Annotated in this window: 22 protein-coding genes; 2 read left to right on the top strand and 20 right to left on the bottom strand. The window is 61.5% G+C overall.

Annotated features, from left to right (window positions below):
* Positions 1-943 precede the first annotated feature (943 nt).
* The 5 genes from AC3WJR_RS19795 to AC3WJR_RS19775 form a co-directional block, all read right to left on the bottom strand.
* Positions 944-1,561, bottom strand: coding sequence for a sigma-70 family RNA polymerase sigma factor (locus AC3WJR_RS19795; RefSeq protein ID WP_492727310.1), 618 nt, complete (start codon positions 1,559-1,561; stop codon positions 944-946).
* A gap of 551 nt (positions 1,562-2,112) precedes the next feature.
* Positions 2,113-2,514, bottom strand: coding sequence for a response regulator (locus AC3WJR_RS19790; RefSeq protein ID WP_492727309.1), 402 nt, complete (start codon positions 2,512-2,514; stop codon positions 2,113-2,115).
* Between the two features lie 65 nt (positions 2,515-2,579).
* Entirely contained in the window at positions 2,580-4,742 is a 2,163-nt protein-coding gene (locus tag AC3WJR_RS19785; protein ID WP_492727308.1) for a putative bifunctional diguanylate cyclase/phosphodiesterase, read from the bottom strand.
* Positions 4,724-5,320 carry a PilZ domain-containing protein gene (locus AC3WJR_RS19780; RefSeq protein ID WP_492727307.1) on the bottom strand — a complete coding sequence of 199 codons (597 nt, stop codon included), beginning with the start codon at positions 5,318-5,320 and terminating at the stop codon, positions 4,724-4,726. Before AC3WJR_RS19780 ends, AC3WJR_RS19785 begins: the two co-directional genes overlap by 19 nt.
* 174 nt (positions 5,321-5,494) lie before the next feature.
* Entirely contained in the window at positions 5,495-6,493 is a 999-nt protein-coding gene (locus tag AC3WJR_RS19775; RefSeq protein WP_492727306.1) for a GlxA family transcriptional regulator, read from the bottom strand.
* A gap of 284 nt (positions 6,494-6,777) precedes the next feature.
* Here AC3WJR_RS19775 and AC3WJR_RS19770 point away from each other — a divergent pair, with 284 nt between their 5' ends.
* A complete protein-coding gene (locus tag AC3WJR_RS19770) occupies positions 6,778-6,915 on the top strand; it encodes a hypothetical protein (RefSeq protein WP_492727305.1) in 138 nt (45 codons plus the stop codon).
* A 61-nt stretch (positions 6,916-6,976) separates the two neighbouring features.
* Here AC3WJR_RS19770 and AC3WJR_RS19765 read toward each other — a convergent pair whose 3' ends face one another.
* From AC3WJR_RS19765 to AC3WJR_RS19750, 4 genes are all read right to left on the bottom strand, one after another.
* The gene (locus AC3WJR_RS19765) at positions 6,977-8,437 is read right to left on the bottom strand and encodes a CYTH and CHAD domain-containing protein (protein WP_492727303.1); all 1,461 of its coding nucleotides are present in this window, start codon (positions 8,435-8,437) and stop codon (positions 6,977-6,979) included.
* A 261-nt stretch (positions 8,438-8,698) separates the two neighbouring features.
* Entirely contained in the window at positions 8,699-10,063 is a 1,365-nt protein-coding gene (locus AC3WJR_RS19760; protein ID WP_492727301.1) for an HlyD family type I secretion periplasmic adaptor subunit, read from the bottom strand.
* On the bottom strand, positions 10,060-11,784 hold the full coding sequence (locus tag AC3WJR_RS19755; RefSeq protein WP_492727299.1) for a type I secretion system permease/ATPase: 1,725 nt from the start codon (positions 11,782-11,784) through the stop codon (positions 10,060-10,062). Before AC3WJR_RS19755 ends, AC3WJR_RS19760 begins: the two co-directional genes overlap by 4 nt.
* A 139-nt stretch (positions 11,785-11,923) precedes the next feature.
* Positions 11,924-14,809, bottom strand: a complete 2,886-nt coding sequence (locus tag AC3WJR_RS19750) for a DUF8508 domain-containing protein (RefSeq protein WP_492727297.1) — start codon at positions 14,807-14,809, stop codon at positions 11,924-11,926.
* A 335-nt stretch (positions 14,810-15,144) separates the two neighbouring features.
* Between AC3WJR_RS19750 and AC3WJR_RS19745 the strand changes: the two genes are divergently transcribed.
* Entirely contained in the window at positions 15,145-15,837 is a 693-nt protein-coding gene (locus tag AC3WJR_RS19745) for a PEPxxWA-CTERM sorting domain-containing protein (RefSeq protein ID WP_354283400.1), read from the top strand.
* A gap of 510 nt (positions 15,838-16,347) precedes the next feature.
* On the opposite strand, the gene AC3WJR_RS19740 is transcribed toward AC3WJR_RS19745, so the two are convergent.
* The 11 genes from AC3WJR_RS19740 to AC3WJR_RS19690 all read right to left on the bottom strand — a co-directional run bounded on the left by AC3WJR_RS19740 (position 16,348) and on the right by AC3WJR_RS19690 (position 26,749).
* Positions 16,348-16,614, bottom strand: a complete 267-nt coding sequence (locus AC3WJR_RS19740) for a glycoside hydrolase domain-containing protein (protein ID WP_492727295.1) — start codon at positions 16,612-16,614, stop codon at positions 16,348-16,350.
* A gap of 34 nt (positions 16,615-16,648) precedes the next feature.
* Complete coding sequence (locus AC3WJR_RS19735; RefSeq protein WP_492727293.1) at positions 16,649-16,867, bottom strand: hypothetical protein; 219 nt, start codon at positions 16,865-16,867, stop codon at positions 16,649-16,651.
* On the bottom strand, positions 16,864-17,400 hold the full coding sequence (locus AC3WJR_RS19730; RefSeq protein ID WP_492727291.1) for a hypothetical protein: 537 nt from the start codon (positions 17,398-17,400) through the stop codon (positions 16,864-16,866). Before AC3WJR_RS19730 ends, AC3WJR_RS19735 begins: the two co-directional genes overlap by 4 nt.
* Before the next feature lie 9 nt (positions 17,401-17,409).
* A complete protein-coding gene (locus AC3WJR_RS19725; RefSeq protein WP_492727289.1) occupies positions 17,410-18,216 on the bottom strand; it encodes a S1/P1 nuclease in 807 nt (268 codons plus the stop codon).
* Positions 18,217-18,252: 36 nt separating this feature from the next.
* Positions 18,253-19,455: an SGNH/GDSL hydrolase family protein gene (locus AC3WJR_RS19720; protein ID WP_492727287.1), complete on the bottom strand. Its 1,203-nt coding sequence runs from the start codon at positions 19,453-19,455 to the stop codon at positions 18,253-18,255.
* A 7-nt stretch (positions 19,456-19,462) separates the two neighbouring features.
* On the bottom strand, positions 19,463-22,393 hold the full coding sequence (locus AC3WJR_RS19715) for a TonB-dependent receptor (protein ID WP_492727285.1): 2,931 nt from the start codon (positions 22,391-22,393) through the stop codon (positions 19,463-19,465).
* A gap of 102 nt (positions 22,394-22,495) precedes the next feature.
* Positions 22,496-23,479 (bottom strand): FecR family protein, encoded by a 984-nt coding sequence (locus AC3WJR_RS19710; protein ID WP_492727283.1) that lies wholly within the window; start codon positions 23,477-23,479, stop codon positions 22,496-22,498.
* Entirely contained in the window at positions 23,448-24,053 is a 606-nt protein-coding gene (locus tag AC3WJR_RS19705; protein WP_492727281.1) for an RNA polymerase sigma factor, read from the bottom strand. Before AC3WJR_RS19705 ends, AC3WJR_RS19710 begins: the two co-directional genes overlap by 32 nt.
* 543 nt (positions 24,054-24,596) lie before the next feature.
* Positions 24,597-24,983 (bottom strand): type II toxin-antitoxin system VapC family toxin, encoded by a 387-nt coding sequence (locus tag AC3WJR_RS19700; protein WP_492727279.1) that lies wholly within the window; start codon positions 24,981-24,983, stop codon positions 24,597-24,599.
* On the bottom strand, positions 24,980-25,225 hold the full coding sequence (locus tag AC3WJR_RS19695; protein ID WP_492727277.1) for an AbrB/MazE/SpoVT family DNA-binding domain-containing protein: 246 nt from the start codon (positions 25,223-25,225) through the stop codon (positions 24,980-24,982). Before AC3WJR_RS19695 ends, AC3WJR_RS19700 begins: the two co-directional genes overlap by 4 nt.
* Before the next feature lie 627 nt (positions 25,226-25,852).
* Complete coding sequence (locus tag AC3WJR_RS19690) at positions 25,853-26,749, bottom strand: LysR family transcriptional regulator (RefSeq protein WP_492727275.1); 897 nt, start codon at positions 26,747-26,749, stop codon at positions 25,853-25,855.
* Positions 26,750-26,871: the final 122 nt, after the last annotated feature.

Genomic DNA, 26,871 nt, shown 5'->3' with positions numbered 1-26,871 from the left:
TGAAACGACCCATCCGACGTCTCCAGATGACGCCGACAAGCATAGCATATCAGGACGTTTTCACACAGCCTCGGTGGTTAGCTGCCGTCACCGGTCGTATCGTCGTTGCCTCCGAAACGGACGAAGAATGAAGCGAACCAACCAGCGGCAGCGCAAACAGCGGCTATAGCTAATCCGTTGAGCAGCTTTAGCCAGCCCCAGCTTATCGCGCACGGCGGACCGATATGCATGTCGCAAGAGCGCTCGCCGAGTAGCAATACGGCCCATATCGGCAGCCCGACAAAGACAGATAGAGCGACCGAAACGAAGCATCCCGCCCGGTTTGATTTTCGGTAAGCCATACCGCGACTATGCGTCGTCCAAGGCGATTATCAATGTCCGAAATTGGGCGGGAGCCGTCATCCGACCGCGAAGGAATCGAGAACGGCAAAACCGGTGGCTAGCAGACGTCGCGGCGCAACCCGATAAGTCGCCTCAACCGAAGCATTAAGAAGCAAATTAGCACAGTTGCTAAGATCGAAATTATGACCGCCGACGCATCCCCGCAGCCCTGTTCTCTCGCTGCACGGAAAATGATGCGCGATAAGAACACGCCAAAAAGATAGAAGCCAAACGTAAACCAGTCTTTCATTCAGACACGATGTCAGCTTGTCTGAATGTCTGCAACTGGGCGCTAACCGCCCGTCCGCTTTGCGGCCGGTAAGACCCAAACCCGGACATTCGCGCGCCCTTCCCCGCCTCCCACTTTCGGACATTCGTTCATATTGTCAGACGGCATCTCTTGGCGACCTTGATCAGCTACCTGTTCGGCTCAAATGAAGGTGAGCCGTTGGCCGCTTTCGGAAGGCGGACGGCAACGGCTGCACCGCGACACGTCGATCAGTGCGAACCTATTTCCAGCGGCAATTCGGGTTCGGTTCGAGGTTAACGACGCTGACAGCATTCAATTGGTCGGCTGGGTCACAAGTTCTGCGGCATCCATCGCTTCGCGCAGCTTAGCTAGTCCCCGGCGAACCCAGCTTTTCATAGTTCCAACAGGCACCCCCTGACGATCAGCCATTGCTGCATGGGTAAGACCACCAAAAAAGGCACCATAAATGGCTTCGCGCTGGCACTGCTGTAGCAATGCAAGCGATGCGAGTAAGCCGGCTGAGGCTTCCAGTTGCAACATTGTTTCACTGATCAGCGGTACAGGGTCTGCAAACTCGCAAGCCCCGTCAATGGGATCGAACTTCCATTTGTATTGTGCCCTCTGCCAATCAATCGAGCGATTCCTCGCAATTGCTGACATCCATGCGATCGCGCTGCCCCGGCTAGTATCAAACGTATTCGCGCGCTTCCATATTATGAGATAGGCCTCATGCACCATATCTTCTGCCGCTCCTCGATCATTACAAACACGAAGGCATATGCCAAAGATCTTAGACGAAGTTAGCTTATAGAGTTCGCGAAATGCCTCACGATCTCCATTACCAGTGCGATATAGTGACCAAGCTAATAACTGTGGAGGGCTTAGCTGCTCACGATCAGCTGAAACGATCCATTCTGGTAAATCGGCCATTGAAATTCCCGCTAGGAGCGGGAGCGCTATGTCTCTCAGTCGTTAGCGCTCAAAAAACGGCTGACGATTATCGTGTAACTTCCATAGCTCATATTAGTTTCACGAAAAACGGACACATGGCTCGTTACCCGAACCTCGATTCGTCTTACGACAATTCTAGGTAGCGTCCAGACTTTCTAATCCCCGTACTGCCACTTATTAGTTCTGCTGTTTCTGTCGCATTGTTACTAACTAATTTTGGCCAATTAATAGCGCGTTGCGATGGCGAGTGGAACCCACCGCGTTAACAGACATTCGGTTTGTCGCGGTCAGGACCCTTATTCGAAGAGCCTGCGCCAACAGCTCAATCTTCAGTACCGACTCATCTCTTCTGAAAGCGGACAGTTTACCATTGCCTAGCCACCGGTTCGGTTTGAGGCTGATACGACCCAGATCCGGACATTCGCGCACCCTTTGCCGCTTCCCAACTTCAGACATTCATTCACCTGCGCTCTGACTGCGACGGGCGCATGCTCTTTCGATCCAATTTCGAAGAGTGACGTCGTCCTTCTTCAGAAACAGGTGAGGACGCTGTGCTTAGGCGGGACGACAGTGTGTAGGAGGTTGGCTACGACAGTCAGCATCCGCGTGAGCGCGAAAGGTTTCTGTACGATCACGCTGCTCGGCACGCCTTCCGATACCCAATCGGCACCGCTGTCACCCGTCATATAAATGACGACAACGCCCGGATCGCACTGGCGAGCCATGCGTGCGACATCCCATCCGCTTGGCCCGGCACCCAAGCGAATATCAGTGACGACCATGGCAAAATTCCGTGTTGCCAAATGCGTGATCGCATTCGCTCCGCTGCTGCTCGCCAAAATAGAGAACCCCGCTTCCTCAAATGCATCGACCAGCGTCATGAGGATCAGTGGTTCATCGTCGACGATCAGGAGCTGTGGTTTTGTTTCCAACGCTGCTTCCCCTTACTTCGAGCTCTGCGATTGCCAAACTTTCGGATCGATTGCGGTGGACGCAGCTACCCAGTGCGGTGCAGCGCGGCACCGCTCTGCGCCGGACCAAACAGATAGCCTTGTCCATGGCTGCACCCTTTTAGGCGAAGCAGCTGGCGCTGGAGCTCGGTTTCGATACCTTCAGCAACGACTTCTAGCGACAGGCTGTCGGCAAGCCCGATCACCGCGGAGACGATCGCCGAAATTTCCTGATTGTCGGTCATTCGCTGGATAAACGAGCGATCGATCTTGACCACATCTACCGGAAAGTCTCGCAGGTGAGAAAGCGAGGAATAGCCTGTGCCGAAATCATCAAGTGCGATCCGTACGCCCGCACAGTTCAGCAGTTTAAGTGCTCGCACAACATAGCCAGCGCCGCGTTCGCAGAATACATGCTCGGTAACTTCCACCTCGAGGAAGGACGCCGGGACCCCAGCATCGCTCGCATGGCGAAGCAAGCATTCGGCATAATCGTCGCGCAAAAACTCGACCGGGGCGGCGTTGATCGCGACGCGTCCGAACCGCAAGCCCTGCCCATGCCACTGCCGGATGTCGGCAAGGACGTGCCTCCGCACGTGATCGCCGATCCTGGACGCAAGCTCATAGTCCTTGAAGGCCTCCTCCACTGTATCCGGACCCTGCACGCCGCGTGTCGGATGGATCCACCGAAGCAGGGCTTCGTACCCGGTGATTTCTCCGGTGCGCAGGTCGACCTTGGGCTGGTAGTGTGGAACGATGCTCTCGTCGCGAAGCACGGTCTGCGCAAGACTGAGCTGGGAAGCGGCGCACTGGGCCTGATGGCGCATCTGGTTGCGGAAAATGCTGAGCCCGCCGCGGCCGGACCGCTTGCGGGCATACAGCGCTGTATCGGCGTTATTAAAAAGTTCGAGCGCGGTCGTGGCATCCTGCGGAAAAAGGGCCCCGCCGATGCTGACGCCTGCGTTCAATACTCGTCCGCCAATCGTCACCGGTGTGTTGAGACGCACGGCGATGGCATCGCCAGTCTTTTGCAACTGTTCCTCGTCGCTAAAGTGCTGGACGATGATCGCGAATTCATCGCCGCCAAGTCGCGCTGTGAAATCAGTCGGTCGGGTACCGTCCCGGAGCCGGTCTGCCACGGTCTGAAGAAGCAGATCGCCGGCGGCATGACCCAATGTATCGTTGATATGCTTGAAATGATCTAGATCGAGCAACAGCAGGCCGAACGGAATGCCAGTCCTCGCGGCGCGGATCGTCTCTGCCTCAAGATGTGCTTGAAACGCGCTACGGTTGGCGAGGCCGGTGAGCGCATCGTGTTCGCTCGTCCACTTCAGTCGGTTTGACGCTGCCTTGCTGTCGGTGACATCGCGGCAAATCGACAGCAACCGCAAGACAGTGCCGTCCGGATCTTTGATCGGCGTGACCAAGACGTCCCACCATTTCGCGACCCCATCGTTCGCCGGGCGCATAGCGCTGAAGCGCGCGACGCCGCCCGAACGCGCCGTGTCTAGCGCGGCACCCATCCTCGATCGAACTCTCTTTGGCCAAAAGTCTGACCAAGGCCGGCCCAGTACGGTATCGCCGCTACGCATTTGCAGCGCCCGACACCCGGGCTCGTTGATCAATTCCACCCCACCATCAAGCGCGATCACCACGATACAATCGGCACTCGCATCCAGGATGCTACGATAAAGCGCTTCACTTTCGCGAACCGCGTCCTCGGCCTCCTTCCGGGCGGTGATGTCTCGCGATACGCCGATTACGCCGCATATGTCGCCGTTGACGATCCACGGGACCTTCACGGTCTGGAAATGCCGCGGTTCGCCATGAATCGGGATGATCTCGTCCGCAGTCACGGGCTTCCCCGTCGTGAAGATCTGACGATCGGTGCCCTGATAACCGACCACGAGATCAGGTTCGAACAGATCTTCTGTCCGCAGGCCAGTCTCGAGCCCGCATCCCTCGCGCAATGCGCGATTGGAGAGAATGAAGCGTCCCTGACGATCCTTTGCAAAAATGAGATCGTCGACGCTGTCGATCACCGTCTGGAGCAACGTATGTTCGCGGTTGCGGTCCACCTGAGGCTCGGCCGCCGGAGCAAGGAGCGTGTGAGGAGGATCAGACGCGGGCTCCACCCCAGCGTTAAACGGCACCGGGTGCAAGGCTGCGGCCGATTTGCGCTGACGCGGGCTCATGAAACGCCAGCGCATACAAGACGCAACGTCTGAATCCGGTCCGCCGTCTCGATTCCCGCCATATCACTGGCGGCCCAGCGGACGGACGCAAGGATAAGTGGGCGGTCGGGCAGCCGAACAATGACCTGCTGGCCTACTTCGAGAACCGCGTCGATCTCAAGCCGCATGCCGGAGCGCGAGACGTCGCGTACCGTTGAGTGATAGCATAACGATCCAATCGCAATCCGCCCCGTCAGATCAACCGGATACCGTTTGGACCGCGACGCATGGGATGCGAGAAAACCGGGATCGACTGCGTCCGAACAGCTTAGGATATCGAGGGCATCGACGAGGTCGATGCCGAATTTGGGACCGCGGACCCAGCGAACGCTTCCCTGATGGAAACGATTGCCCACGATCGAAAAGATAAGAAGGTCCGTAGCGCGGAGCGGTGTCGTCGTCTCCCCGGCAAAGCCGGTGCGCGAGACGTTCACAATGCGCATGTTGGCATAGCTTACCACCGGCAGCACGTCCGCTTTAAGCAGCACTCGGCTGCGTGGGGCGCCACGACGGTCGGATGGCTCTGCCTTCCCGACGTTCAGCAAGGACTTCAACCGATCTACGAGCATAGCGAAGCGTTCCGCTCAACGCGGCGACGTTCCCGAATGACAAGACGCCCTGCAACAGTATCAATTTGAGGTAGGATGACGGCAGCGAACAGCATGGTAGCCTCCGGGTGCCAGAATGCGGCAGCCGGGGCGTCTCCTCAACGTCGGCTTGGCGACACTTCAGGACAAAGGAACGTCATTTCCGTCCTGATCGCCCGCCCCTGAACCGGAGGTACGGAAACGGCTGCGATATTCAGCTGGCGTAACTCCTATCCGGCGGAGGAAGGCGCGGCGCAGCGTTGCGCTCGATCCGAAGCCCGCTGCATGCGCGATCGCCTTGATGGGGGCTCGGCTGTCCTCCAGCAGCCCTCGCGCGATGTCTACCCGGGTCAACTCGACGTAGGCGGCCGGACTCGTGCCCAATGCGCTATGGAATAGACGCGTCAGGGTGCGCGGATTCAACCCTACTAGGGCGGCAAGCGCCGTTACACCGAGATCGGCCCGGGGATATTCCAGGATATGCAACTGGATTCGGTCGAACGGACCGCTAGCACCCGTTTGCACCGTAAGGGCGGCACTGAATTGCGACTGTCCGCCCGGCCGTTTGAGGAACACTACGAGACGACGCGCGACCCATAAGGCTAAGGCACGACCGTGGTCCTCCTCAATAAGCGAGAATGTCAGGTCGATCGCCGCTGCGACCCCAGCCGAGCTGAACACCGGCCCGTCGCGGACGAAAATTCGGTCCGCCTGGACTTGGATCTCAGGAAACTTTGCCGCCAAGCGATCTGCATATTCCCAGTGCGTAGTAACGGAACGCCCCGACAGGAGCCCGGTATCAGCCAACACGAAGGCGCCAGTACAGATTGAGCCAAAGCGCCGTGATTGCAGAGCCTGCTCACGCAACCAACGCTGGACCGGTTCGCTCGGGGTTTGGGGTAAGCCGTAAGGACCGACCACAATCAGCGTATCGGGAGGGCCGAACGCATCTACAATCCCGGCGTCGGGAAGAAATCGGACACCCGATGCGCTTTCCGCCGGAAACCCATCTTCCGTCACCAGCTGAACGTTATACGACTGCCCATTCGCGATCTTGCAGTTTGCTTCGAATAGCGCATCGCGCACGCCAGCAAGTTCCAGAAGATGAACATTGTTCGGTGCGAAAATCGTGATGAGCACGATCTATCCTTCGCTCGGCGGTAATCGCCTCAAGGACACTATACGCTCTGCTCAGAGCGATTAACAGGAGATTGGTTGGCTGGCGTGAGTCCGCTACGACCCTGCCGGATAGGCTGCCTATCAACTGACTAAACAAACAAAAAACGGCGGTTTGTAATCCGCAAGCAAGATTGCCAGCGACCTGACTGGTTTTTAGGACAGCAAGACCCAAAGTCGGACGTTCGCGCGCTATCTCAGGTTACTAAAATCTGCCATTCGTTCATGTAGCCAGCGAAAGAAAAGTCATGCGGTTGAAACTTCGCCGCGTCCGAGTGAATTTCGTGATTTCGCATGGCTCAGTCTCGCGCGACGACGACGCCGCCGCGACGCTGACAGCGATCGTCGAACGGCCCAACCTGTGCCGCCTCATCATCGGACTTTGAAGGGGCGATCAGCCGATCGCGCTGACGCTCGATCGTCCGACCGGGTGCTAATCCTCCTACCCTAACCCCAGAAAGTCCTGCGATCCACGAGATCGTCGTACGCTTCGGCTGCGGCGTCAATAATCTTCGATTTCTTTCGGTGCGCCAGCAAGCTCTTGGCCCCGGGGTCATCCCTCAGGCCCAGCCGGTCCAGAACCATTGGCGCAGTCGCCATGTCGTTCAGCGCGCCAAGCTGATCCTGCAGCTTCTCCAGCGATCTCATGAACTTCCCGTAGCGACGCGCACGCTTCTTGCCCGGGAATAGCGAGCCGAGAAACTCCACGCCATAGCGGAGCCGTTTGGCGGTTTTGCGGACTTCGTGCCGTTCCTCGTCCGCCTGTGTGGCAAGCGACCTACCACGCTTGCTGACTCGCCGAAGCTGCTTGTGCAGCGTCTCCGCCGCGAACTGCCTTGCCGGCGCGTCCCGAGCATCGCGCATCGATGGCGCGGTGCGCCATGCCCCGCATACCAGCCATTCCGTCAGATCGAGCATCAGGGCGCGAACCCGGTCTGAGCCAAGCGCGGTATCGACCGCGGCATAGGCAGCATCGCAAGCCCGGTTGAGCTCCTGGAACAACGAAGCGCCGGGCGGCGCCTTCGCCAGTAATACGTCGAGGTCGCGCGCTTCGCCCAGCACCGATCCCAGCCAGCGCAACTCGCTATTGAAATGCTGCACCTCGTCACTGTCGAGCAAGGACTTGAAGATTGAAAAGGCGGACCGCAGCCGACGCAACGACACGCGCGCCTGATGCAGGGCTTCGGCATCGGCTTGGTCGAGCAGGATGGTTTCGTTCAGGCGGTACTGGCGTATGCACGAGCCGGCGATTGCCTCGAAAGCGTCCGCTGCGGATGCGGTCCGGCTCAACGCGACCCGCTCCGCCTTGAACGCTTTGGACACGGGACGAAGCAGGTCGTAGCCACGTTCGGACTTGGTCACTACGCCAAGGCGGACCGGAAAATGCGCCGCTATTGTCTTGGCCAGCGCAAACAAGGCACCGGGCTCTCCCCGTTTCAACTCCAGCTCGAGCTCGCAGACCGGCGACTGGCGGTCACCCGCGGAGACGTGTCCGCGATCCAAGACCAGTTCGATCGACGCCTCGCCGCTGTCGACGATCCACGTCAGGCGCTCAACCGCGACGGTGAAGATCGGAGCGACGGTGCCCGCCTCATCGCCGAGCAGCGTCGGAATGGGGGTCCGGTCGTCGATGACCGGGGTCAAGTCGGCCACCTCGATTTCCCATTCGGACCGCGCGAAGAGACCGGCCGCCTTCGCATCCGCGACTTTGATCGTCTGTGTGCGCGTGTCGCCGGACTGGCGGATGCGCAACGAGACGCCGCCTTGCAAAAGCGCCAGATCGGGCGTGTCGAAATAGACCGCTTGCATTTGCCGCGTACGCGGCGGGCCATCGAACACGTCGGACCCCGCGAAGGCATCGGCCGCCGCGGCGTCCAATACCAGCTTCAGTTCGACTTCCTGTGCCACCAAATACCTTTCCGCAAAATCACGACGCCTTCTACACCGAGCAATATGCGATAGGTTCGCTGGTTCCTGGATAGTCGCAAGCGCAATCTCTGCGCAAACTCCAAGCTACGAAGGACCAAGACCGTTCGCGGCCATTCCGTAAGTTCGTATGTCGCAGTAGTTGACCTCAGTCGGACCGCCCATGGAAACGCCCTTTAATCTCGCTCACAGAGCCTGTGTACAACTCTGCCCGCCCGTTCTGTCAGCCCATCCCGGATGCGCTCAATGTTCACGGAACGCCCCCCAGAACGCGCCAAACAATGGCTCCAACGCATAGCTTAACGCGGTTCGCTTCCGCAGCGGGACGAGCACCTGGACCGGCATCCCCGCGCGCAGTTCGAAATTCTTTCCCCTTACGCCGCGGAGCAGTGCAAGCTGTCGACGCGGCACCGTAACTTCGCCCGTAAAATAGGTCGCGCCGGTCTTCTCGTCAGTTAGCACATCGGCCGAAAGCCGGGTCAGCGTCCCTTCTAGATCGGGCAGGGTCCGTTCATGCAACCCCGGGAACTTGACCAGGGTGCGCTGCCCAACGACCAGATCGTCCGCGTCGTCGGGCGCTACACGCGCCTGGATTTTAAGCGGGGTCCGCTCCGGAACGATGTCCATCAGCTTCTGTCCAGGTGATACGACGCCGCCGGGCGTAACGACGCTCAGCGCAATCACCGCGCCGGTCGCAGGCGCGCGGATGTCGGTGCGGCGCAGTTGGTCGCGCGCTGAAGCGAGCTTGGGGAGGACGTCTCCTAAGCGGATCTCGACATCGCGCAGATCGGCGGCGGTGCGCTCGCGGAACGTGCGTTCTGCCTCGATCGCGGTAATCTGGCTTTCGCGTGCCGCGCCCTGCGTCTGCGCGACGCTTGCCGAATATTGCCCGCGTTGGCCGACCAGTTCGGCGCGCATCCGCTCCAGTTCGCGCAGCCGCGTCTGCGAAACGAACCCCTTTTCCGCCAGCGGCGCTAACGCTTTCAGCTGTTCGTCGATGATCCGCAGCTGTTCCTGCGCGGACACCACTTGCGTGTCATAGCCGCGCCCCTGCGCGGTCGACTGAGCCGCCCGCTGCCCGAGCGCCCCGCGTTGTGCCGCAAGCGTCGCGCGCCGGGCCAGCAACTCGCGCTGTTGAAGCTTGAGCGCGAGCGCCGCATCGTCGCGGTCCTCGGGCGGGAGCGTGGCATATTCGGGCGGCGTGACGAGACCCCCCGTCCCCAGTTCCTCCGCCTCGAGCCGGGAGCGCTGCGCCAGCAACCGGATTGCCTGTGCACTCATCGCGCGTTCCTGCGCGAGCACTTCCGATGCCGCGAGCCGGATGAGCAACTGTCCGCGTTCGACCCGCTGCCCCTCGCGCACGTAGATCGCGCCGACGACGCCGCCGTCGCGGTGCTGGACCGTCTGCCGCTGGCCGGAGACTTCGAGCACCCCCGGGGCGTAGGCCGCCGCATCGAGCCGCGCGAATGCCGCCCAGCCGAGGAACAGGACGAAAAAGACGATCGCGATCGCCGCCCCATTGCGAATGTCACGCCCCGGATCGGCAAGGCGGTGCTCATAGTCGGCGGGTGTATCGGCCGCGCGTAGCACGCTGACAGAGCCGCTCATGCCGCTCCCCCCTGTGTTGCGGGCAGATCCGACACGGGCGGCACCATCCGGCGCACATTGGGCGGCGCGATCTTGGCGAGGACCTCGTCACGCGGGCCGAACAGTTCGGCACGCCCGTCGCGAAGCACCAGCATCTTGTCGACCACCGGGAGCACGCCGAGCTTATGCGACACCACGATGATCGTCCGCCCCTCCGCCTTCAACCGCGCGATCACCATGTTGAGCGCGGCATCGCCCTCGGAATCGAGATGCGCGTTGGGTTCGTCGAGCACGTACAGCGCGGGATTGCCGTAGACCGCCCGCGCCAGTGCGATGCGTTGCGCCTGCCCCGCCGACACACCGCGCCCGCCGAGCTGAAGCTTGTGATCGAACCCGCCGTTCAGCCGCAGGATCAACGGCAGCGCGCCGACCTTTTCCGCCGCCGCGACCGCTTCCGCATCGACGGCAGCGGGATCGGCACCGGTTTCGGCCGCGAACCGGCTGATGTTGTCCTTCACCGTTCCTTCGAACAACGCGGCGTCCTGTGGTAGATAGCCGATGTGCCGTGCCAGCAGTTCGGGATCCCAGTCCAGGAGACTTGCCTCATCGAGCCGCACCGTCCCGCGGTCGAGCGGGAGCGCACCCACGATTGCGCGGACCAGCGTCGATTTACCCGACCCCGACGGCCCGACGATCGCGAGCACTTCGCCGGGCTCGAGCGCGAAGGACACCGCATTGAGCACCGCCGCGTCGCGCGACGCGGTCAGCACCGTGACCCCCTCGAGCTTGAGCGTCCCGGTCGGCGCAGGCAGCCGCGTCGGCGCGGCATGAAACGGATCGGCGGCGAGCAATGCGTCGATGTTACGATAGCCGTCGCGTGCCTGCATCAGCGGCTTCCAGCTGCCGATGAGCAACTCGATCGGTGCGAGCGCGCGCGCGATGAGGAAGGATGCCGCGAAGATCGCGCCCCCCGAGATGCGATTGTCGACCGCCAGCATCGCACCGAGGCCAAGCGCGAGCGACTGCAACGCGAGCCGGACGAACTTGGTCGCGGTGAGATACCCGCTCGCCTGGAACCCGGCCTCGGTCTGGAACGCGAGCATCGAAAGCCGCTGCCGCAACTGTCGCGCGACGAACGCCCGCCGCATCCCGAGTGCCTTTATCCCATCCGCGCCATTGAGCGCAGCATCCTGCGCGGCATAGGTCCGCGCCGCGACATCCTGCGCGCGCATCATCCCGTCGCGCGTGGCGCGCTCGTTGCGCCAAGCAATGAACGGGAGGACCAAGCCGCCGAGCAGCGCAACCACGCCGATCCACGGATGCACCAGAAAACAGACGAAGATATAGATCGGCGTCCACGGCGCATCGAACAGCGCGAGGATTCCCGGCCCGGTCAGGGTCCCGCGAATAACGTCGAGTTCGCGCAGCGCCTGTCGCGCGACGGGGGATTCCGGCCGGCCTAGCGTCGCATCGAGCAGCGCGGGCGCGACCACCGCGTCCAGCAGCACGCCCGCGCGCACCAGCAACCGGCTGCGGATCCGGTCGAGCAACGCGAGGCATCCCAGCGCGAACAACAGCGCCGCAGTCAGGAACCCGAGCGTCTGCAATCCCTTCGTCGGCACGACCCGGTCGTATACCTGCAGCATGTACAACGTCGGGGCGATATACAGCAAGTTGACGAGCGCGCTGAACGCTGCCGCGGCGATCAGGTGCCTGCGGCAAAGCTGCAACGCGTCGCGCATTCGCCCATGAAACGATGCGTCGCCGGGAGGCGTCGGGGACCATGCCCCGGATGGCAGAGCCTGCGTGGCTGGCGTTGCAATGTCGGTCATCGATTATACGCTGCTCCCCCGATCCCTCGCGGAATCGGGGGAGCATTTATCACACCAGATGAATGTCATCGACGGACGTCAGGGCGTACAGGTGGTGGTCGTAACCAAAGCTGTCGACCTGCGGACCCGCGGTGCTGCCGGCGCCGTCCTGCGTGACCGCAGCCACAGCGTCGGGCTCCCAGGCGAACACATCATCCGCCGTTGCAGCGACCGGTGCGGTACCAAAATCGAAACCCTGGTGCATGCCGCTGTCCTGCTCGACCGACGCCACAGTTGTCCGTGCGATGACATTGCCGAAGTCGAACACGGCAAGCTGAGGATCATGATCGGTCGGGCGATCCCCGCCAAACTGCGCGTTGATGTGGACCGCATCATATTGCGCGTTGGCGGCCAGTGAGTCGGTCACGAGAATATGGTCGAGCTGCTGCGCGTTGCCCTCGAACATATAGCTGTAACGTTCCTCGACCGACAGCAAGGTGGCCAGATCGGTCATGGCACCGCCCTTTGCGGGATCGGTCAGCTGGGTCTGCGCTTCTTCCCAGGCGAACCCGTTCCAGTCACCCAACACTGCGATGTTGAGGTCGGGGTCGTCCGCGAGATGCGCGTTGATATACGCTTTCACCCCGGCGGCCTGCGCGGTGCGTGCCGCGTCACCGGCATCGGCGGGCGGCTGGGTCGCGCCCCACAAGGGGTCGCTGCCCCCGCGCGACGTCAGATGGACGTTGATCGCGGTAACGGTCTCGCCGTGGAACAGGAAGTCCGCGACGAGCGGCTTGCGCGTATTGTTGTACGCCGGACCGTCGATCAGCTCGGCGCTGCCCTCGACATAGGTCACGCGGTCGAGATTGTAGAGATAGCCGCCGCGGATGTTACCATTGGGTTCGCCGCCGGTGGTGTTGTTGGCGGTCGGCGCGACTTCGACATAGCCATAGCGCCCGCCGTCGATCGCCGCGATCGCATCGATCAGGCCCTGCGCGGTCTTGACGCCCAAATAATCGCTGCCGTTGCCCGCGCCGTCCGCATCCTGGATCTCCTGGAGCGCGATGATGTCGGGAGCGCGCAGGTTGTAGACGATGTTCGACGCCAGCACGTCGAACTTGCCGTCCGACGGATCGAGGTTCTCGACGTTGTAAGTCGCCATCGACAGATGCGTCGCGTCGCCGGTCAGCGTCGTGACTTCCCTGGCGAGCGATACGTCCTTGGTCACGGTGACCGCCTCGGTCACCAGCACTTCGTAGCGCGCGGCGGCATAGTTGACGATGCCGGTCACGCTGCTGAGCTGGTCGCCGATCGAATAGCCCGCGGTGAAGCCGGCAAAGATCGTCCTGTCGCCCTGGAGCTGGATCTTCTCCGGGTTGAAGTCGCCGTCCGAAATGGTGATCCCGCCGCGATCGTTGATCCCGGTCGCGCCCTTCCCAAGCGACGCCACGACGTCGGTTTCGGCAAAGGTGTCGCTGGTGGTGTTCGACACGACGAGCGGCGCGTCGATCGTGACGCGCATCCCCTCGAGCGATTCCCAGAAATCGATCCCGTCGGTGGTGGGGTCGTAGCTGGTGAGGCCATCGTTATCGATCACGCGGCTCGGCGGGGTGAGCCCACCCTCGCCGATCAGCACCGCGTCGGGGAGCTGATAGTCGGACGCGACGAAGTTGACGATCGGCGCGCTGATCTGGGTGACCGACAGGCCGCCCGTCCCCGCGCGGAACTCGTTCACGACGCCCTGCACCGAGACGAGGTCGCCGAGAAAGACGTCCTGCGGCGCGGCACCGGTAAAGACGAACACCGCGTCCGACGTACGGCTGTTCCCGTCGCCCCTGTCCTGAATGTAGAAGCCGTTGCTGTCGACCGCGGTGATGATCCCCTCGATCACGATCGTCTGGCCCTCGAACGCAGAGCGTTGCCCTTCGCCCTGGATCTGGCCGATCTGGAGCGGCAGGATGTCGTCATTGAGGATCGTGCCGGTCGCGGTCGCGCGGTCGATCGTCGCGCCGCCGGTCGCGTTCGACAGGGTGATGCTGAACGTCTCGTTCGGCTCGGGCGCGTGGTCGCCCAGCACAGGGAGCGAGATCGTCGCGGTCGACTGGCCGTCGGCGAACGAGACGACGCCGGTGAAGGCGGTCGTGCCGAAGTCGTTGGCGTCCGCGCCGCCATTGCCGCCGGGCAGCAGGACGGAATAGGTCGCCTCGACCGCGCCGCTCGCGCCGCCAACGCGCGAGACGGTGAAGTCGATCATCTGGCTCCCCGCGTCGCCCTCGGTCGTGCTCGCGTCGCTGATGCTCAGCACGCCGGGGACGACCCCGACGCTGCCGTTGCTGGTGACCTTGATGTCGTCGACCCCGACCCATTCGTCATTGCCGACTGCGTTGGTCGTGATCACGCGGACCTGCAGCGTCGCGGCATTGTTAGCGTCGGACGGCAGCGTTACCGAAACGGGGATATCCGCGCCGAAGCTGTTGGGGCCGGACGTCGCATCGGCGACATAGCCGCCCGGGACGTTTGACCACGCCCCGGTGTCGCCGAGACGATATTGCACCGCGACCTGCTGGACCGCATTGTCGACGCCATTTTCGAGATCACGCAGCGTGAATGACAGCGTGACGCCCTGTCGCCCGGTCGCATCAAGATACAGCGCGAGATAGGGTGCGGCTGCGGTGCCCGATCCGGTGAGGCCGATCGTCGGATTGGCGATCTGGAACTCGGCGACGCCGCCGGTCGTGAAGGTGTTGGGGTTGGCCTGATTGGCGCTGACACTGACCACCGTGCTGGTACCGGTGACGGTGCGCGGATCGACGCCCGTGCCCGATAGCAGGCCGTCGCCCCGGAAGCCCATGATCGACGGCACGCCCGACCAATCGTTGTTGCTGGTGATCAGCCCGAGGTTCGACCAATCCTGCAGAAGGTCGCTGCTGCCGAGATTCCAATAGGTGGTTGTCAACGCCTTACTCCCCTGTCGCCTTAACTCTGCCGACCCACGCATCCGACTCGTTCGGTGCAAAGGTCCGCAATCACGCGCTGGATTTGCCGGCTACGAGGCGCATGTGACACAGATGTGAAAAATGCTTCATAAACCGTATTTTAACATGTATCGAAACCGGCGCTGCGGCAAGCCATCGTCCCGTTGCGTGAGCATTGTTTCGAATGTCTGACTAACGGGACATGTGACCGTCGTACCGTTGAAGAATATCCCGGACCGCTGTCGCCTAACTGAAACAAACCGCGGATAGGGACTCAAACTGCTACAGTATGTATCGCTGTTTAGGGGTTTTTCTCATGATTCGTTCGCTTGCTTGTCTTTCCGCTGCACTCCTCGCCTGCACCGCGGGCTCAGCATCCGCGGCAACGACTTTCGGTGGTGTCACCGGCGTGCGGACCGGCGCCATCCTTAGCAACGGCGTTACCGTCAATGGCGCGACGTCGATGGGCCAGACGTTCAGCACCAGCGACTCGCTGCTGACCGGGTTCGCTTTCCAGTTCGCCTCGAGCGTTCGGGCCAACACCAGCGCCAGCGTCACCTTCTCGCTTCTTTCGTCGGGCGGCGCGACGTTGGCGAGCAGCACGACGCTGCTGAACGGCCTGCAATTCCGGACGAACCCGTCCTTTGCTTACTATGACGTCTTCAGCGGCAGCGTCGCGCTGACCCCCGGGGAGACCTATAGTGCGGTGGTAACGACGTCCGCATCGTATCTCGCGCTGGTGTTCAGCCCGAACACCGCTGCTGCGACCAACCCCGCGAACGATACCGCGAACGATGCCTATGCGGGCGGCGCAGTGATCCGGAACAACGCAGGCGACACGATATGCTCGCGCAACATCTGCGACGCGAACTTCCGCTTCACCAGCATGGCGGCACCGGTCGCCGCCGTGCCCGAGACCGCGACCTGGGCCATGATGCTGGCGGGCTTCGGCCTGATCGGTGGCAGTTTGCGCTATCGCCGTCGCGCCACGGGCGTCCGCTTCGCCTGAACGCGTGGTGGCTTTGCTGCTCGGGAGGGGCGTGCCGCAGTCATTGCGGCGCGCCCCTTTTTGCGTTCACTGGACTTCGACCAAAGATCGTTACCGTGGGGTTCGGTCGCATGGTATTGAGAGCTTCATAACCCCGCCTAGTCGCGCCTGACTTGGTAGCTTGCCGCCCGCTCTGACACGTACCACCGCTGCCTGCTTTTGTTACTAACATGAACATGTTGATCACGGCGTCTAGTCGCCCCCCTCCGTGCCTTATTGATTGGGACAACCCACTTTCGCACATCGATGCCGTCGGGGGGGGGGGGCGTCCACGCCATCACCCAAAATGGCAGTGTAGTCCCCCTGCCCAGGTCTCTGAACGAACGTCCTCTTATGCCGATCTCCACCCGAAAGCGGCCGTTCCGCTTTCCACCCAAACACAATATCTGATGTCGCAGAGAGCGGAAGTGTTGAGATGATCGAAACTCAGCATTTCCGCGACAGGCGAGACGACGATCACGTCGTCTAAGGTTAGACCGGTGAGCGGCACAGGATCGAATATGCCCGGACGCCTCCATTAAGTAAGTCGCGGTGGCTTACCTTACGAGACGATAGATCTCGACCGTTCGGTATGACGGTGCATTCCCTACCAATCGTGATCTGCCGGATTTTGAGCGTCCGTTTGTTAAGGAGCTGTATCACGACACGCCACGCTACGAGCTGACTGAGAACGTAAGAAGGCTGACTAGGCACCAGCGGATAAACGCCGATTGAGGTCCACACGTACCCCCGCCACATCTGACGCCTTGCGCGCGTGTCTGCGAGAAGCCCTTCAGCACCGCGGCGGAACGCTCATAGCCGATGTGGTTAGCAGGACCGCGTTGGGCGCGAGCTGGACCATGCCGAAGGGCGCCGCGGCGGCTGGTGCCAGCTGGCCGCGATCCCCCGCCGATCCCATGAAGGGATCAACCAAATTGACAGGTCCGCGCACCAGAGCGGAGACCGGCGCAGTCACCGCCGCCAGCGCGGCCAACAGGCGGAAGCGGATCATGCGGCGACCTCGATACGGTTGTTGGCGGCTTTGTCACAACGATAGAGCGCCGTTCCTCGGCTTCGCATTGCATTTCCTCTCAAGCGGGTGACGGGCACGACCGATCGTTCGTTGACGTGGGAGCGATCCGCCCCGGCTTCGTCGTCGAAGGTAATTCTATTCCAGAGGATAATTGTCGCTCCGTCCAGGGCATATCGGCCCGACCCGGCAGGTGAAACGTAATACCCGGACGTCAGATAGGTGATGACGCTCGCTAGGTCGCATCGACTTCCCGATGCGCCCTTGTTGTCTCTTTCGCTCCAAGTGCCGACGAGCCAATCGAGCGTCGGCAACGACACACGGCTGGGTGCAATCACAGCGGCCGGCCCCGGCATGGCGGATATGCCGCGGAGTCCCACTTTGACGACACGTATGTCTGTCACCGGCGATCGTTCGACGCCGATGCTGCGCAATCCGAACCCACCCACTACGGCGATGCAGCCGATCGCCACCACGGTAATTACCCGGAAGGGACGGTGCTGCGCGTCAGCCATTTGCCGCGGTCACGTGCCGAGCAGGGTGTTGAGCAGCGCGGCCAACCGATAGCCTGCCTGTTTTAGTCGTTGTGCCGCCACCGGATATTTGCTCGCCGCATAACCGGATGGCAATGCGACCGGCGTGTCAGGGCAAGAGGGCGCCTTGTAGTCCCAGCAGGCCGGAAGGATGTCATAGACCTGCTCGCGGGCGAGCCTGCTGCTTTCGCTCGCCCACTCGCGCGGGGTGCCGCCGCCATCGACAGCGATGCCGTTGTTGATCAGCTCCTGCGCCAGCAAGGCCGAAGCGACGCCGTGATCATTGATGATCGTATCGTCCCAAATCGCGTGAATGGTAACCGGTGATGATCCGTTCAGCGTCACCAGATTATAGCCAATTGGATCCGAGCCGTGCAGCGGCTGGTGAAGATCGCCGACGAGGTGAATCAGGTACTTGAGCGCTACTTCGCGATCGGCTGCCGTCCGGGTGCGGTCGACTAGGATGGCTCTATAGAAGGCAATCGCCTGATCGGCGCACATTGCGGTGCCGGTGCAAGCATGGTCCGGCGCCGGACTGCCGTCGATCGGAATACGTGTCGTATGTACCGGGTCGGTTGCGGTACGTTGAGTGTCCGCCCAGGAAGCAACCTTCGACATATGGGTCGCGCCTTCGGTCGCCAGCAGGCCCTTGATCTCGTTCCAGACCGCAGGTCGCAGGTTTAATTCGGCAACGTTGGCTATCGCTGCATGCCCGGTCTGGCCCCAAGCCAGGGCGGCTTGAGGCACCGTCAGTAGCGGGGGAACCATCGCAAGTAGCAAGATCTTGGACGTATTCATGGCGTTTCGATCCGATGCAAGGAGAGGAGGCGTGCGCTATCGGCGCGGACGAACGAGGGAGAGCGGCACGGCAAGACCCATGGCCTCATAGCCGGCGTCGCCGGGATGAAGATGATCGCCTGAGTCGAAAGGCGGCTTGATCGCCGTAGGCTGCTGATCAGCACGCAGTGCGGCTTCGAAATCGATCACGGCATCGAAGGCTTTGCTGGTACGGATCCACCGGTTGGTGTCCTCACGGGTCTGCTCCATCGCCGACGTCAGATATTTGGAACCCCAGCCCGGCGTTATAGTGCCGCCGATCACCCTGATGCCATGTGCATGGGCCAGGGCGATGAGGCGGCGATAGCCCTGAATCAGGTCTGCGCTCGTGACCGGTAGTTCCCCCGGCGTGCCAGCACGCCAAATGTCGTTGATCCCTTCCAGTAGGATCAAATGCGTCACACTCGGCACGGATGCGACGTCGCGGTCGAACCGCTCGACAGCGGCGGTGCCGCGTCCCTCACGCAGCAGCCGGTTGCCGCTAATCCCCATGTTGACCACGCCGCAATGGGGGCCGGTCTTCTCCGTCAACCGGCGCGCGAGAACTCCTGGCCATCCGCGCCAGCCGAGACGCGTGCCGCGAGCCCCCTCCGTGATCGAATCGCCCAAGGTCACAATCGTGCAGGGGGCGGAGGGGTGCTGCACCGCAACCTGCGTGACGAACGGCCGCAAGCGGCGTGGTTGCAGCCCGGTCCCGTTTGCCGGCACGGGTGCTTCGCTGAACGCCAGCGGAAAGCCCGAATTGCCACCAACCGTAGTGCTAGGCCCGCGTGTCTCGACCGTGATGATGAGATCGTCACCAGCCCTAACCGAGACATCCACGGGCAAGCTGATGAGCGTGTTCCCGCCCGTGATCCGGACCGTTGGCCCGGACGCAAAGGCGATCGGCCGCTCAGTCGCACCAAGAAGCGCGAAGCCATCCTTTTCCGCCGCCTGCGCCACGGTGACGCGACCGATGTCCAGTGGCACCGCACCTTCCGGATTGGTGAAGGTAAGGCGCAGGCCGTCGCCCGACTGGCTGGAGCGCAACCGATAACGATAGGTGCCGGCAGGCAGCACATCTCGAGCGGCGTTAATTGCTGGAGACGTGGCATAGCCCCAGGCGCCACCCCAAGGGGTCTCGGCGACCTTGGGCGAGGCATCGACGGTGCTGCCCACAGCCAACGCGGTGAGCAGGAAGGCGAAGCGTCTTATGCTCATTACCACCTCAGTATTTGAAGCGCAGCGCGGCGGAGAAGGTTCGCCCTTCGAAATAGACGCGGTCCTGGACGTCTTCCGATCCCCAATAGGCGCGCTGCGGCCGGTTGGTTAGGTTCGTACCGTCCAGCGTGAGAGACAGGTTACGGTTGAACTTGTACGTCGCCGACGCAGCCAGCCGTTCGATCGGATACCAGTTCAGGTTCTTGGTCGGGTCCGTTAGATTATAGCTAAGGGTAAAGCGGCCTCGCCAGGAATAGCCAACCGTCGCACGGAACCGGCCATCATCATAGAAGAACGAAGCATTGTAGCTATGCTTAGAAATCCCTGCCGTTTGCCCAGAAAAAGCTGCACTAGCGCTGGTCGCTGGCAAATCCTGCTTTGAGCCGACATAGGTGTAGTTGCCTGCCACGCCGAAATTCCGAAGGATGCCGGGCGCGAAGTCGAAAAAGGTGCTAAGATTGACTTCGGCGCCCTTGATCACGCCATCGCCTGCATTGATCGGCCGAGTGACATTAACGATCCCCAGCGCACCAGGGATGGTCGTGTCCGGCTGTACGATGTTGACGATGTAATTGCTTACTTCGCGGCTGAACACGGCAGCACTAGCAAGACCGGCCCGACCAAAATAGGCCTCCAGCGAGGCGTCCCAATTGGTCGAACGGATCGGTAACAGGTCGGGGTTTCCGCTAGTCACATTACCGGTATAGGCTCCCGATCCCGCCAGGACCTGCGCGAAGGTCTGGCTCGGATTGAGCTGGGAAAAGTCAGGCCGACTGAACGTCTTCGTCCAAGCCAGGCGCAACTGCAGTGCGCGCGTGAAATGCACCACGGCACTGACGCTCGGGTCAAGATCCAGGTAGTTTTGGCGAGCGCTGACCGGCGTGTAGGCATAGACAATGGCGGACGATGTCGGCGTGCGTGTCGCTGAATATTGCGTGCCAGCGATATCGAGTTTGGTGTTGACCAACCGCAAGCCAGCGATGCCGTCAACGGTCACGCCATCTAGATCCAACCCATATTTGAACTGGCCATAGACGGCATAGCTTGTTTCATTGCCGTCGAACGCGGATTGCTGCGCATCTGCAGGACGCCCCTCATCGGTGAACAGCTTGGTAGTCAGCAACGAGTCTACATAGGCGTTCAGTGTCTTCACATTGCCCATGTCGGCAAGCTGGCTGGCATCATAGCCGACCCATCCACCCGGCAACGCCACATCATCGGCCGAGGCACCGTTTGTCAGGCTGACGGGCGTCATGCCACCGGGGAAGACCGACATTGGTAGGTTGAGGCGATTAAGGTCGGCCAGACCCGTGCCTGTCCGGTATTCAGCGCTCCGCGTGGCATAACGAAAGCCGGTCTTGAGCGAACGGAAGAAGCCGGTGCCTGTATCGATATTAAGGTCGGTGCGCCACTGCACGCCATCACCCTTCTGGCGTGTACGCGTGTCGGAATAGGCACGGACGTGAAACCCACCAATATTGGATAAGTCGACGTCCCGGTAGGTGTAGGACAGCCCGCCGAATTTGCTATCGCTTTGGAATACGGCGTCGATGACCGGCGCCTTGTTGAAGGACAGCAGGAAAAGCTGCTGGTCGGTGTTGATCCGCGATGTCGTATAGACTGCGCTGGTGGTCAATGTAGCGATTCCGGCGCTATAGTCGGCGCCGATCTCGATCTGCGTTGTATCGAGCAGTTGGCGGGTGTGATTTGACCGTGGGCCGGAGTCGGCGGTTGCGGTAAAGGTGGCGCTCTTCACGATATTGGTGCCGGGCACGAGGGTTACGTTGCTCAGCGGCGTCGTGGCTGCGATGTTAGTCTGCAGATCCGTGTCGGTGTATTCGTTATCATCCGTGACGTTGGTAGCGCGGAGGTACATACCCAGACTATCCGTTGGGCGCCATTGCAACTCGCCGGTGATGACCGGTCGTTCGTAATTGCCCTTCGGGTTCTTGAGAAGGATCCCCGTAGGCAAGATCTGCCCCGCGCGGTTTGCCTGCGGCTGTAGGCTTTCGCGGTAGATCTCGTAATAGTCGCGCTTCAGATACGAAGCGTTGATCATCACGCCAACCTTGCCGATGCCGGTGTTCCAGTTGCCGGCAACCAGCATGTCCGCGTTGCCGAAGACCTTGTCCGCCTGGTCGTCGTAGCTGCCGCGGAGGGTGCCGGCGATAGTAACCCCCGGTTTGAAATCGAGTGGCTGACGCAACTGAACATCTACCGCACCGCCTATGCCGCCCTCAATCAGGTCGGGAGTCAGCGCCTTGTAGACCGACAGGGACCGGATCAGGCCGGCAGGATAGCTGTTGAGCAGGGTGCGACGCGATGCGCCGGTATAGGCTTCCTGCCCGTTGATCATGGTCACGACGTTGGAGATGCCACGGATCGTGATGGACTGCCCTTCGCCGCGATTTCGGAAGACCTGCACACCTGGCAGACGCGCCAACGCTTCGGTGGCACTGTTGTCAGGAAGCTGGCCAATATCCTCTGCGGCCACGCTATCGACGATCGCGTCGGAACGACGCTTGATCTCGCGCGCCGTACGCAGGCTGGCGCGGTATCCGGTCACGACGATCTCGCCAGCCGCCTCTTGCTCACCTGCGGCGGGAACCGCCGGTGCGTTGTCTCCCACCTGTCTGGCAGCCCGGCGTAACACGATGCGCGCGCCATCGTCCGACGCGATCTCCAGCCCGGTGCCGTCAATCAGACGGCGAAGCGCCACCCGTGGGTCCAATGACCCCTTTACGCGACGGGTGCGCACCGCTTCAAGCCCGTCGGCAGGTGCCACGATCTGCAGCCGCGCCTGCTTGCCGAGCGTAGCTATGGCGGCAGGTAGCGACTGCGAAGGAATGTCGATCGCGCGGACCTGCGCCACTGCTGGCGAAGCAAGCACCATCGCGACCGCGGCTAAGCCGCAGCCGGACATAAACCGGATCTGCATGTCTGATAAACCCCCAAGCAACCGGCTTCTGCCGGCCTCGATCACTAGATGCGGCCCCGCAGGATTTCCTCCATTCCGCTCTAAAATCTTTCTGCATTGGATTTATCGCGAGAGGAGGAGGTCAGCTCGATCTGCCCGGATTTTCAAGTTCAGTGCCAGTGCAGCGGCCTGTGCGAACCCAGCTGGATCGCTGGTCGAGTAGATGCCCGCTACCTTCAGGCCTGCCACCTGAGGATCGGCGATGAGGATGCGCCGGTCGGAGTAGCGGGCGAACTCGACTGCGGCCTCACCCAGCGTCATACCTGTTAGATCTATCTCGCCACGCTGCCACAAGCTCATACGGTCGACGTCCGCCATCGATAGCGTCTCGCGCCGGATCGGAACGGCAGGTCCTACTATCAGCTGGTCGCCCGCCAGAAGCCGGACTGGCGCGTCACCATCCCGGTGTACCTCCACGATCCCTTCGCGCACGGTGACCGCAACAGTGTCGCCATCGGTGCGCCGAACCAGAAAGCTGGTTCCAACCACCTGCACCTGCACCGGTCCCGCATCGATCAGGAATGGCCGACTACGGTCCTTCGCAACGTCGAAGTTCACTTCTCCTGCAAGCAGGTGCACGCGACGGACCGATTGCTCCAGAGCCACCGTGATCTCTGCATTCGTGTTGAGCGTCACGGCGGACCCGTCCGCAAGTGCGGCACGGCGGACGCTGCCCAGCGGTGCCGTTATGTGTTCGCCGGTATGCCAGCGGGAGACGCCAATGGCGGCGATGATTGTCGCTACCATCGCGCTCAGCCCGCCGCCCAACCAGGCGCGCCGTGTTATTGCAGGTCGATCACTGACCGTCTGCGTCTCCGTGGTGGTACTAGCTGCCTGCTGGATATCCTGGGGGTTCAACGCCGCCATACGATCGAAATAGGCATTGGCCGCCATCGCTCGGGCGAAGGCACCCGCGTGACGAGGATCGGCGTTGGTCCAGGCCTCAAGCTCGTCCTGTTCCGCGGCCGTTAGTTGTCCGGCATCGACACGCACCGCCCAGCGAGCGGCGTGCTCGCTAAGTGCGGTCTGCGCGTCGCGCTCGCTCATGGGATATTGCTTCGTTTTGCGGATCACGGTCCATAGATGACGCCACGTGACGATTTCCGCCACGCCCTATTGCATCGGTCAGCATGGCCAGCGCCTTGACCATATGTTTCTCAACGGTGCTTTCAGCAATTCCCAGTTGGCTCGCTACCTCGCGTTGCGACAGCCCGTGCAGCTTGCGAAGGGTAAAGACCTCCCGGCAACGGTCGGGAAGCGTTGCGATCAGCGCGGCAACGTGTGCCAGTTCCTGCCGATCGGCGACAACCCGCTCAGGTGTCGGGGCGTCTTCCGGGATTGCGAGCACCTCCACGTTCGACTGCGCATCGATGGTGACGACGCGTGACCGCCGGAGCGACTGCAAAACGACCGATTTCGCAACCTCGAAGAAGTAGTTGCGGGGACGGTTGATGTGTTCGATGTCACGGAGCCCTGCCAGGATCGCGTAGCTTTCCTGCACGACATCCTCGACATCCATTCCGACCGCGCTAGGTCGTCGCGACAGCCACTGTCTCAGCGCCGCTTCGTGCGGAAAGATGTGACGGCCCAGCCAGGCAGCTCGTTCGCGGGACACAGTCATGATCTAGCGACTTAGGGCCCGGGGATGACAATCCGGAGACAGCCAATTTCTTTCGGGTGCCGTTTCTTGCCGTTTAGGAGCGACCAGCTTTCTAAGCTCCTCCCATTGACAGCGGTTGCAGGGGATTGTCTGCTATCGGCACATAAGACGCTTATACCGCTTTCAACTTGACCATCCGGATCGGCCTCCGTCGCAAAATGGCGGACATTCTAGACGTCCGAAACTTAGGAGGAGTGGTGCGACACCAACCGTCACGGGCGGCAGTTAAGCTTCTGCTGCTCTCCAAACGGGCCATTCCGGTTTCCGGAGATCGGCCATTTAGGCTCCTCCCCCATAAATTGAACGAACGGCTGCTTACGCTAATCGCCGCCCGATAACGGCCTAGATGTTACCCACCAGCGAACTGCCGGTGGAAGCCCCCCTGCCCTGCCACCTGAACGAACGTCCGCCTACGTTTATCACCGCCCGAAAGCGGCCATTCCGCTTTCCACCCATGACTGTCGAGCCGGACGTCCTGCCCCCCTACTCTGCAACTGTGCCGGGTTAGCGGATCGCGACAACCTTGACTTCAACGGCATCGGCGATCTTCTTCCAGTTCTGGTCGCTGGTCCACGCGGGTAAACCGTCGCGCTGTGCAAGCGCCAGGCAGAAACGATCACCAAGACTAAGCCCCGCCTCGGCGGTTGCTGCCCGCAGCCGCCCGGCGAGCTGCGCGAGCGCCTTGTCAGCCGGCACGACGATCAGCGGCAGTGGCTCGAGCATGGCATCGACTTCGCGCTCGGGCATGCCCGCATGGACGAAGTGGCTGACGACCTTGGCATAGTTGACGCTGCTCACCCGCGCCCCTTCGACCTCAGCCGCTACCTTCGCCGCTCCGCGTTCGCCCTTGAGCAAGGCGATGATCGCAGACGCATCCAGCACCACGCTCATTCGCCGCTCTCCTTCCGACGTCGGGTAAGAAAAGCGTCAACGGATGCGTCGGGGTTACCGCCGGTGTACTGCTTGGCCAGAGCCTGGGCGCGTGCCACTGCTTGGCTTGCCGTCCGCAACACCACTCCATCCTCAGTTTCATCTAAGTAAACCGCACCACCGCCACTCAGACCAAGACGCTTCCGGATGTCTGCAGGCAGGCTCATTCGCCCGTTAGGCGTAATGTTGATTTGCAAGGTCATATTTGCACATCCGCTCGTGTAGATTATGCCTACATCACATAGCCTAGGCGGTCACATACGGCAACGACTTCACCCTTGTGCCCCCAGCTCCTCCCCGTGTCTCTGGCGGTATTCTGTGGTGCACAGCCACGACCCTGCCAGATTACCTATTCAACCGGTACGTTTTTGGTATGCCCTCAGATCACCGCTCCAGGCTGGTCCGTTTTACGTGAGAAAACGGCCTATAGAATTCTGGTCAATTTGCTCGCCTAGTCCGACTGAAGCCTTAACCAAAGAGGACCATACGGCACCCATTCAAACAGCACCGCTGAAGCTCCATTCAGAGGGCGGTACATTGAACGGGCTCAAATACGCTAAGCGCCGACAGGTTCACTCAGGCGTCGCAAAATACCCGTTTGTCGGGCATCGGAGAAAGCGACAGGGTTTCCCGCCACTTCGGCTGCCAAGTGACGCTTTTTGGGACGAAGCCGTCACTGAGTTGAACGGCTTGAATGGCGGCTCCCGACAGAAGCAGACGCTCTCGGAAAGCGCGGCGACGCAATGAACGAGCATGCAAGGTAGTGATGGATCGGCGTTAGCTGTCGGCGACGGTAGTCCCGAACACGATGGAGTTTCAAGACTTGCCTATCAGGCGAGCCGAGACCGTAACTCGTGCAACAGCCAACTTCCCGCCCGTCCAACAGCCCGATTTCGCATGTGAGCGGCATAGATCGTCAGCGGACCGGTCGCGCGGGCCGGGTCGCTTTCGATCGCCAGAGCAACCAGGCGACCATCGGCCAGATACGGCGCGACGAGATGCTCGGGCATCCGACACCATCCCAAGCCTGCCAGCAGGAAATCCAGTCGCCGCGCAAGGTCCACGAACCGCCACGCCCTGGTGCCGATAATGCCGTAGCTTGGGCCATCGGGCGCGGCCGGGTCCGAAAGGACGAGCTGGATGTGCTCCTCCAGGTCGGCGAACGTCACCGGTCGGTCTAGCTTGGCGAGGGGGTGGGCCGGCGACACCACGGACACGAGGTCAATCCCGAGCAGCGGCAGCGCCGCCACGTCATCGGGCACGCTCGGCAACAGGATGCAAAACGCGAGCGACGCGTCCCCTCGTCGCAGCCGTCGCTCAGCCCCGCCGAGCCCCTCGGTAGAAAAGCTGACCGGCAGGAAAGGGAACGCGGCGCGCAGCGCGTGCAGGCTGTCGATGAAGGCAGCGGTTGGCACCAGCGGATCGATGGCGACGGCCAACTCGGGCTCAATCCCTTCACGCGTGCTGGCGGCCACTGCTTCGAACCGGGCAGCGCTCGCCAGGACGGAGTGCGCTTGTGCTACCAGCACCCGCCCCACGTCGGTCAAAACCGGACGAAAGCCGGATCGATCGAATAGCGTCACGCCCTGTATGTCCTCCAACGTCGCAACCGCCTGACTGATCGCGGATTGCACCCGTCCCAGCCTGCGCCCTGCGGCAGAGAAGCTGCCCGTCTCGGCGATCGTGGTGAGGACGCGGAGCTGGTCCAACGTGAGGCTACCGATCATCCATCAACCCAGCTGATAGGAACTATCATATTTTTATCGCTCCCGCGAGGCCAGTCGAGCAGACATATCGCGGTCATGCAACCAACCTTCTTCATCAACCACGGTGGTGGCCCTGCTTCTTT

The organism is Sphingomonas sp. FW306-05-A (assembly GCF_058782275.1).
This window is presented reverse-complemented; position numbering and strand designations above follow the sequence as displayed.

What these genes read in the sequence shown, in the direction of transcription:
- AC3WJR_RS19795 (WP_492727310.1), bottom strand. Translation starts at nt 1,561, where the DNA reads ATGGCCGATTTACCAGAATGGATCGTTTCAGCTGATCGTGAGCAGCTA.
- AC3WJR_RS19785 (WP_492727308.1), bottom strand. Translation starts at nt 4,742, where the DNA reads ATGCGCTGGCGTTTCATGAGCCCGCGTCAGCGCAAATCGGCCGCAGCC.
- AC3WJR_RS19770 (WP_492727305.1), top strand. Translation starts at nt 6,778, where the DNA reads ATGCGGTTGAAACTTCGCCGCGTCCGAGTGAATTTCGTGATTTCGCAT.
- AC3WJR_RS19760 (WP_492727301.1), bottom strand. Translation starts at nt 10,063, where the DNA reads ATGAGCGGCTCTGTCAGCGTGCTACGCGCGGCCGATACACCCGCCGAC.
- AC3WJR_RS19755 (WP_492727299.1), bottom strand. Translation starts at nt 11,784, where the DNA reads ATGCGCGACGCGTTGCAGCTTTGCCGCAGGCACCTGATCGCCGCGGCA.
- AC3WJR_RS19745 (WP_354283400.1), top strand. Translation starts at nt 15,145, where the DNA reads ATGATTCGTTCGCTTGCTTGTCTTTCCGCTGCACTCCTCGCCTGCACC.
- AC3WJR_RS19740 (WP_492727295.1), bottom strand. Translation starts at nt 16,614, where the DNA reads ATGTGGCGGGGGTACGTGTGGACCTCAATCGGCGTTTATCCGCTGGTG.
- AC3WJR_RS19735 (WP_492727293.1), bottom strand. Translation starts at nt 16,867, where the DNA reads ATGATCCGCTTCCGCCTGTTGGCCGCGCTGGCGGCGGTGACTGCGCCG.
- AC3WJR_RS19730 (WP_492727291.1), bottom strand. Translation starts at nt 17,400, where the DNA reads ATGGCTGACGCGCAGCACCGTCCCTTCCGGGTAATTACCGTGGTGGCG.
- AC3WJR_RS19725 (WP_492727289.1), bottom strand. Translation starts at nt 18,216, where the DNA reads ATGAATACGTCCAAGATCTTGCTACTTGCGATGGTTCCCCCGCTACTG.
- AC3WJR_RS19720 (WP_492727287.1), bottom strand. Translation starts at nt 19,455, where the DNA reads ATGAGCATAAGACGCTTCGCCTTCCTGCTCACCGCGTTGGCTGTGGGC.
- AC3WJR_RS19715 (WP_492727285.1), bottom strand. Translation starts at nt 22,393, where the DNA reads ATGCAGATCCGGTTTATGTCCGGCTGCGGCTTAGCCGCGGTCGCGATG.
- AC3WJR_RS19710 (WP_492727283.1), bottom strand. Translation starts at nt 23,479, where the DNA reads ATGAGCGAGCGCGACGCGCAGACCGCACTTAGCGAGCACGCCGCTCGC.
- AC3WJR_RS19705 (WP_492727281.1), bottom strand. Translation starts at nt 24,053, where the DNA reads ATGACTGTGTCCCGCGAACGAGCTGCCTGGCTGGGCCGTCACATCTTT.
- AC3WJR_RS19700 (WP_492727279.1), bottom strand. Translation starts at nt 24,983, where the DNA reads ATGAGCGTGGTGCTGGATGCGTCTGCGATCATCGCCTTGCTCAAGGGC.
- AC3WJR_RS19695 (WP_492727277.1), bottom strand. Translation starts at nt 25,225, where the DNA reads ATGACCTTGCAAATCAACATTACGCCTAACGGGCGAATGAGCCTGCCT.
- AC3WJR_RS19690 (WP_492727275.1), bottom strand. Translation starts at nt 26,749, where the DNA reads ATGATCGGTAGCCTCACGTTGGACCAGCTCCGCGTCCTCACCACGATC.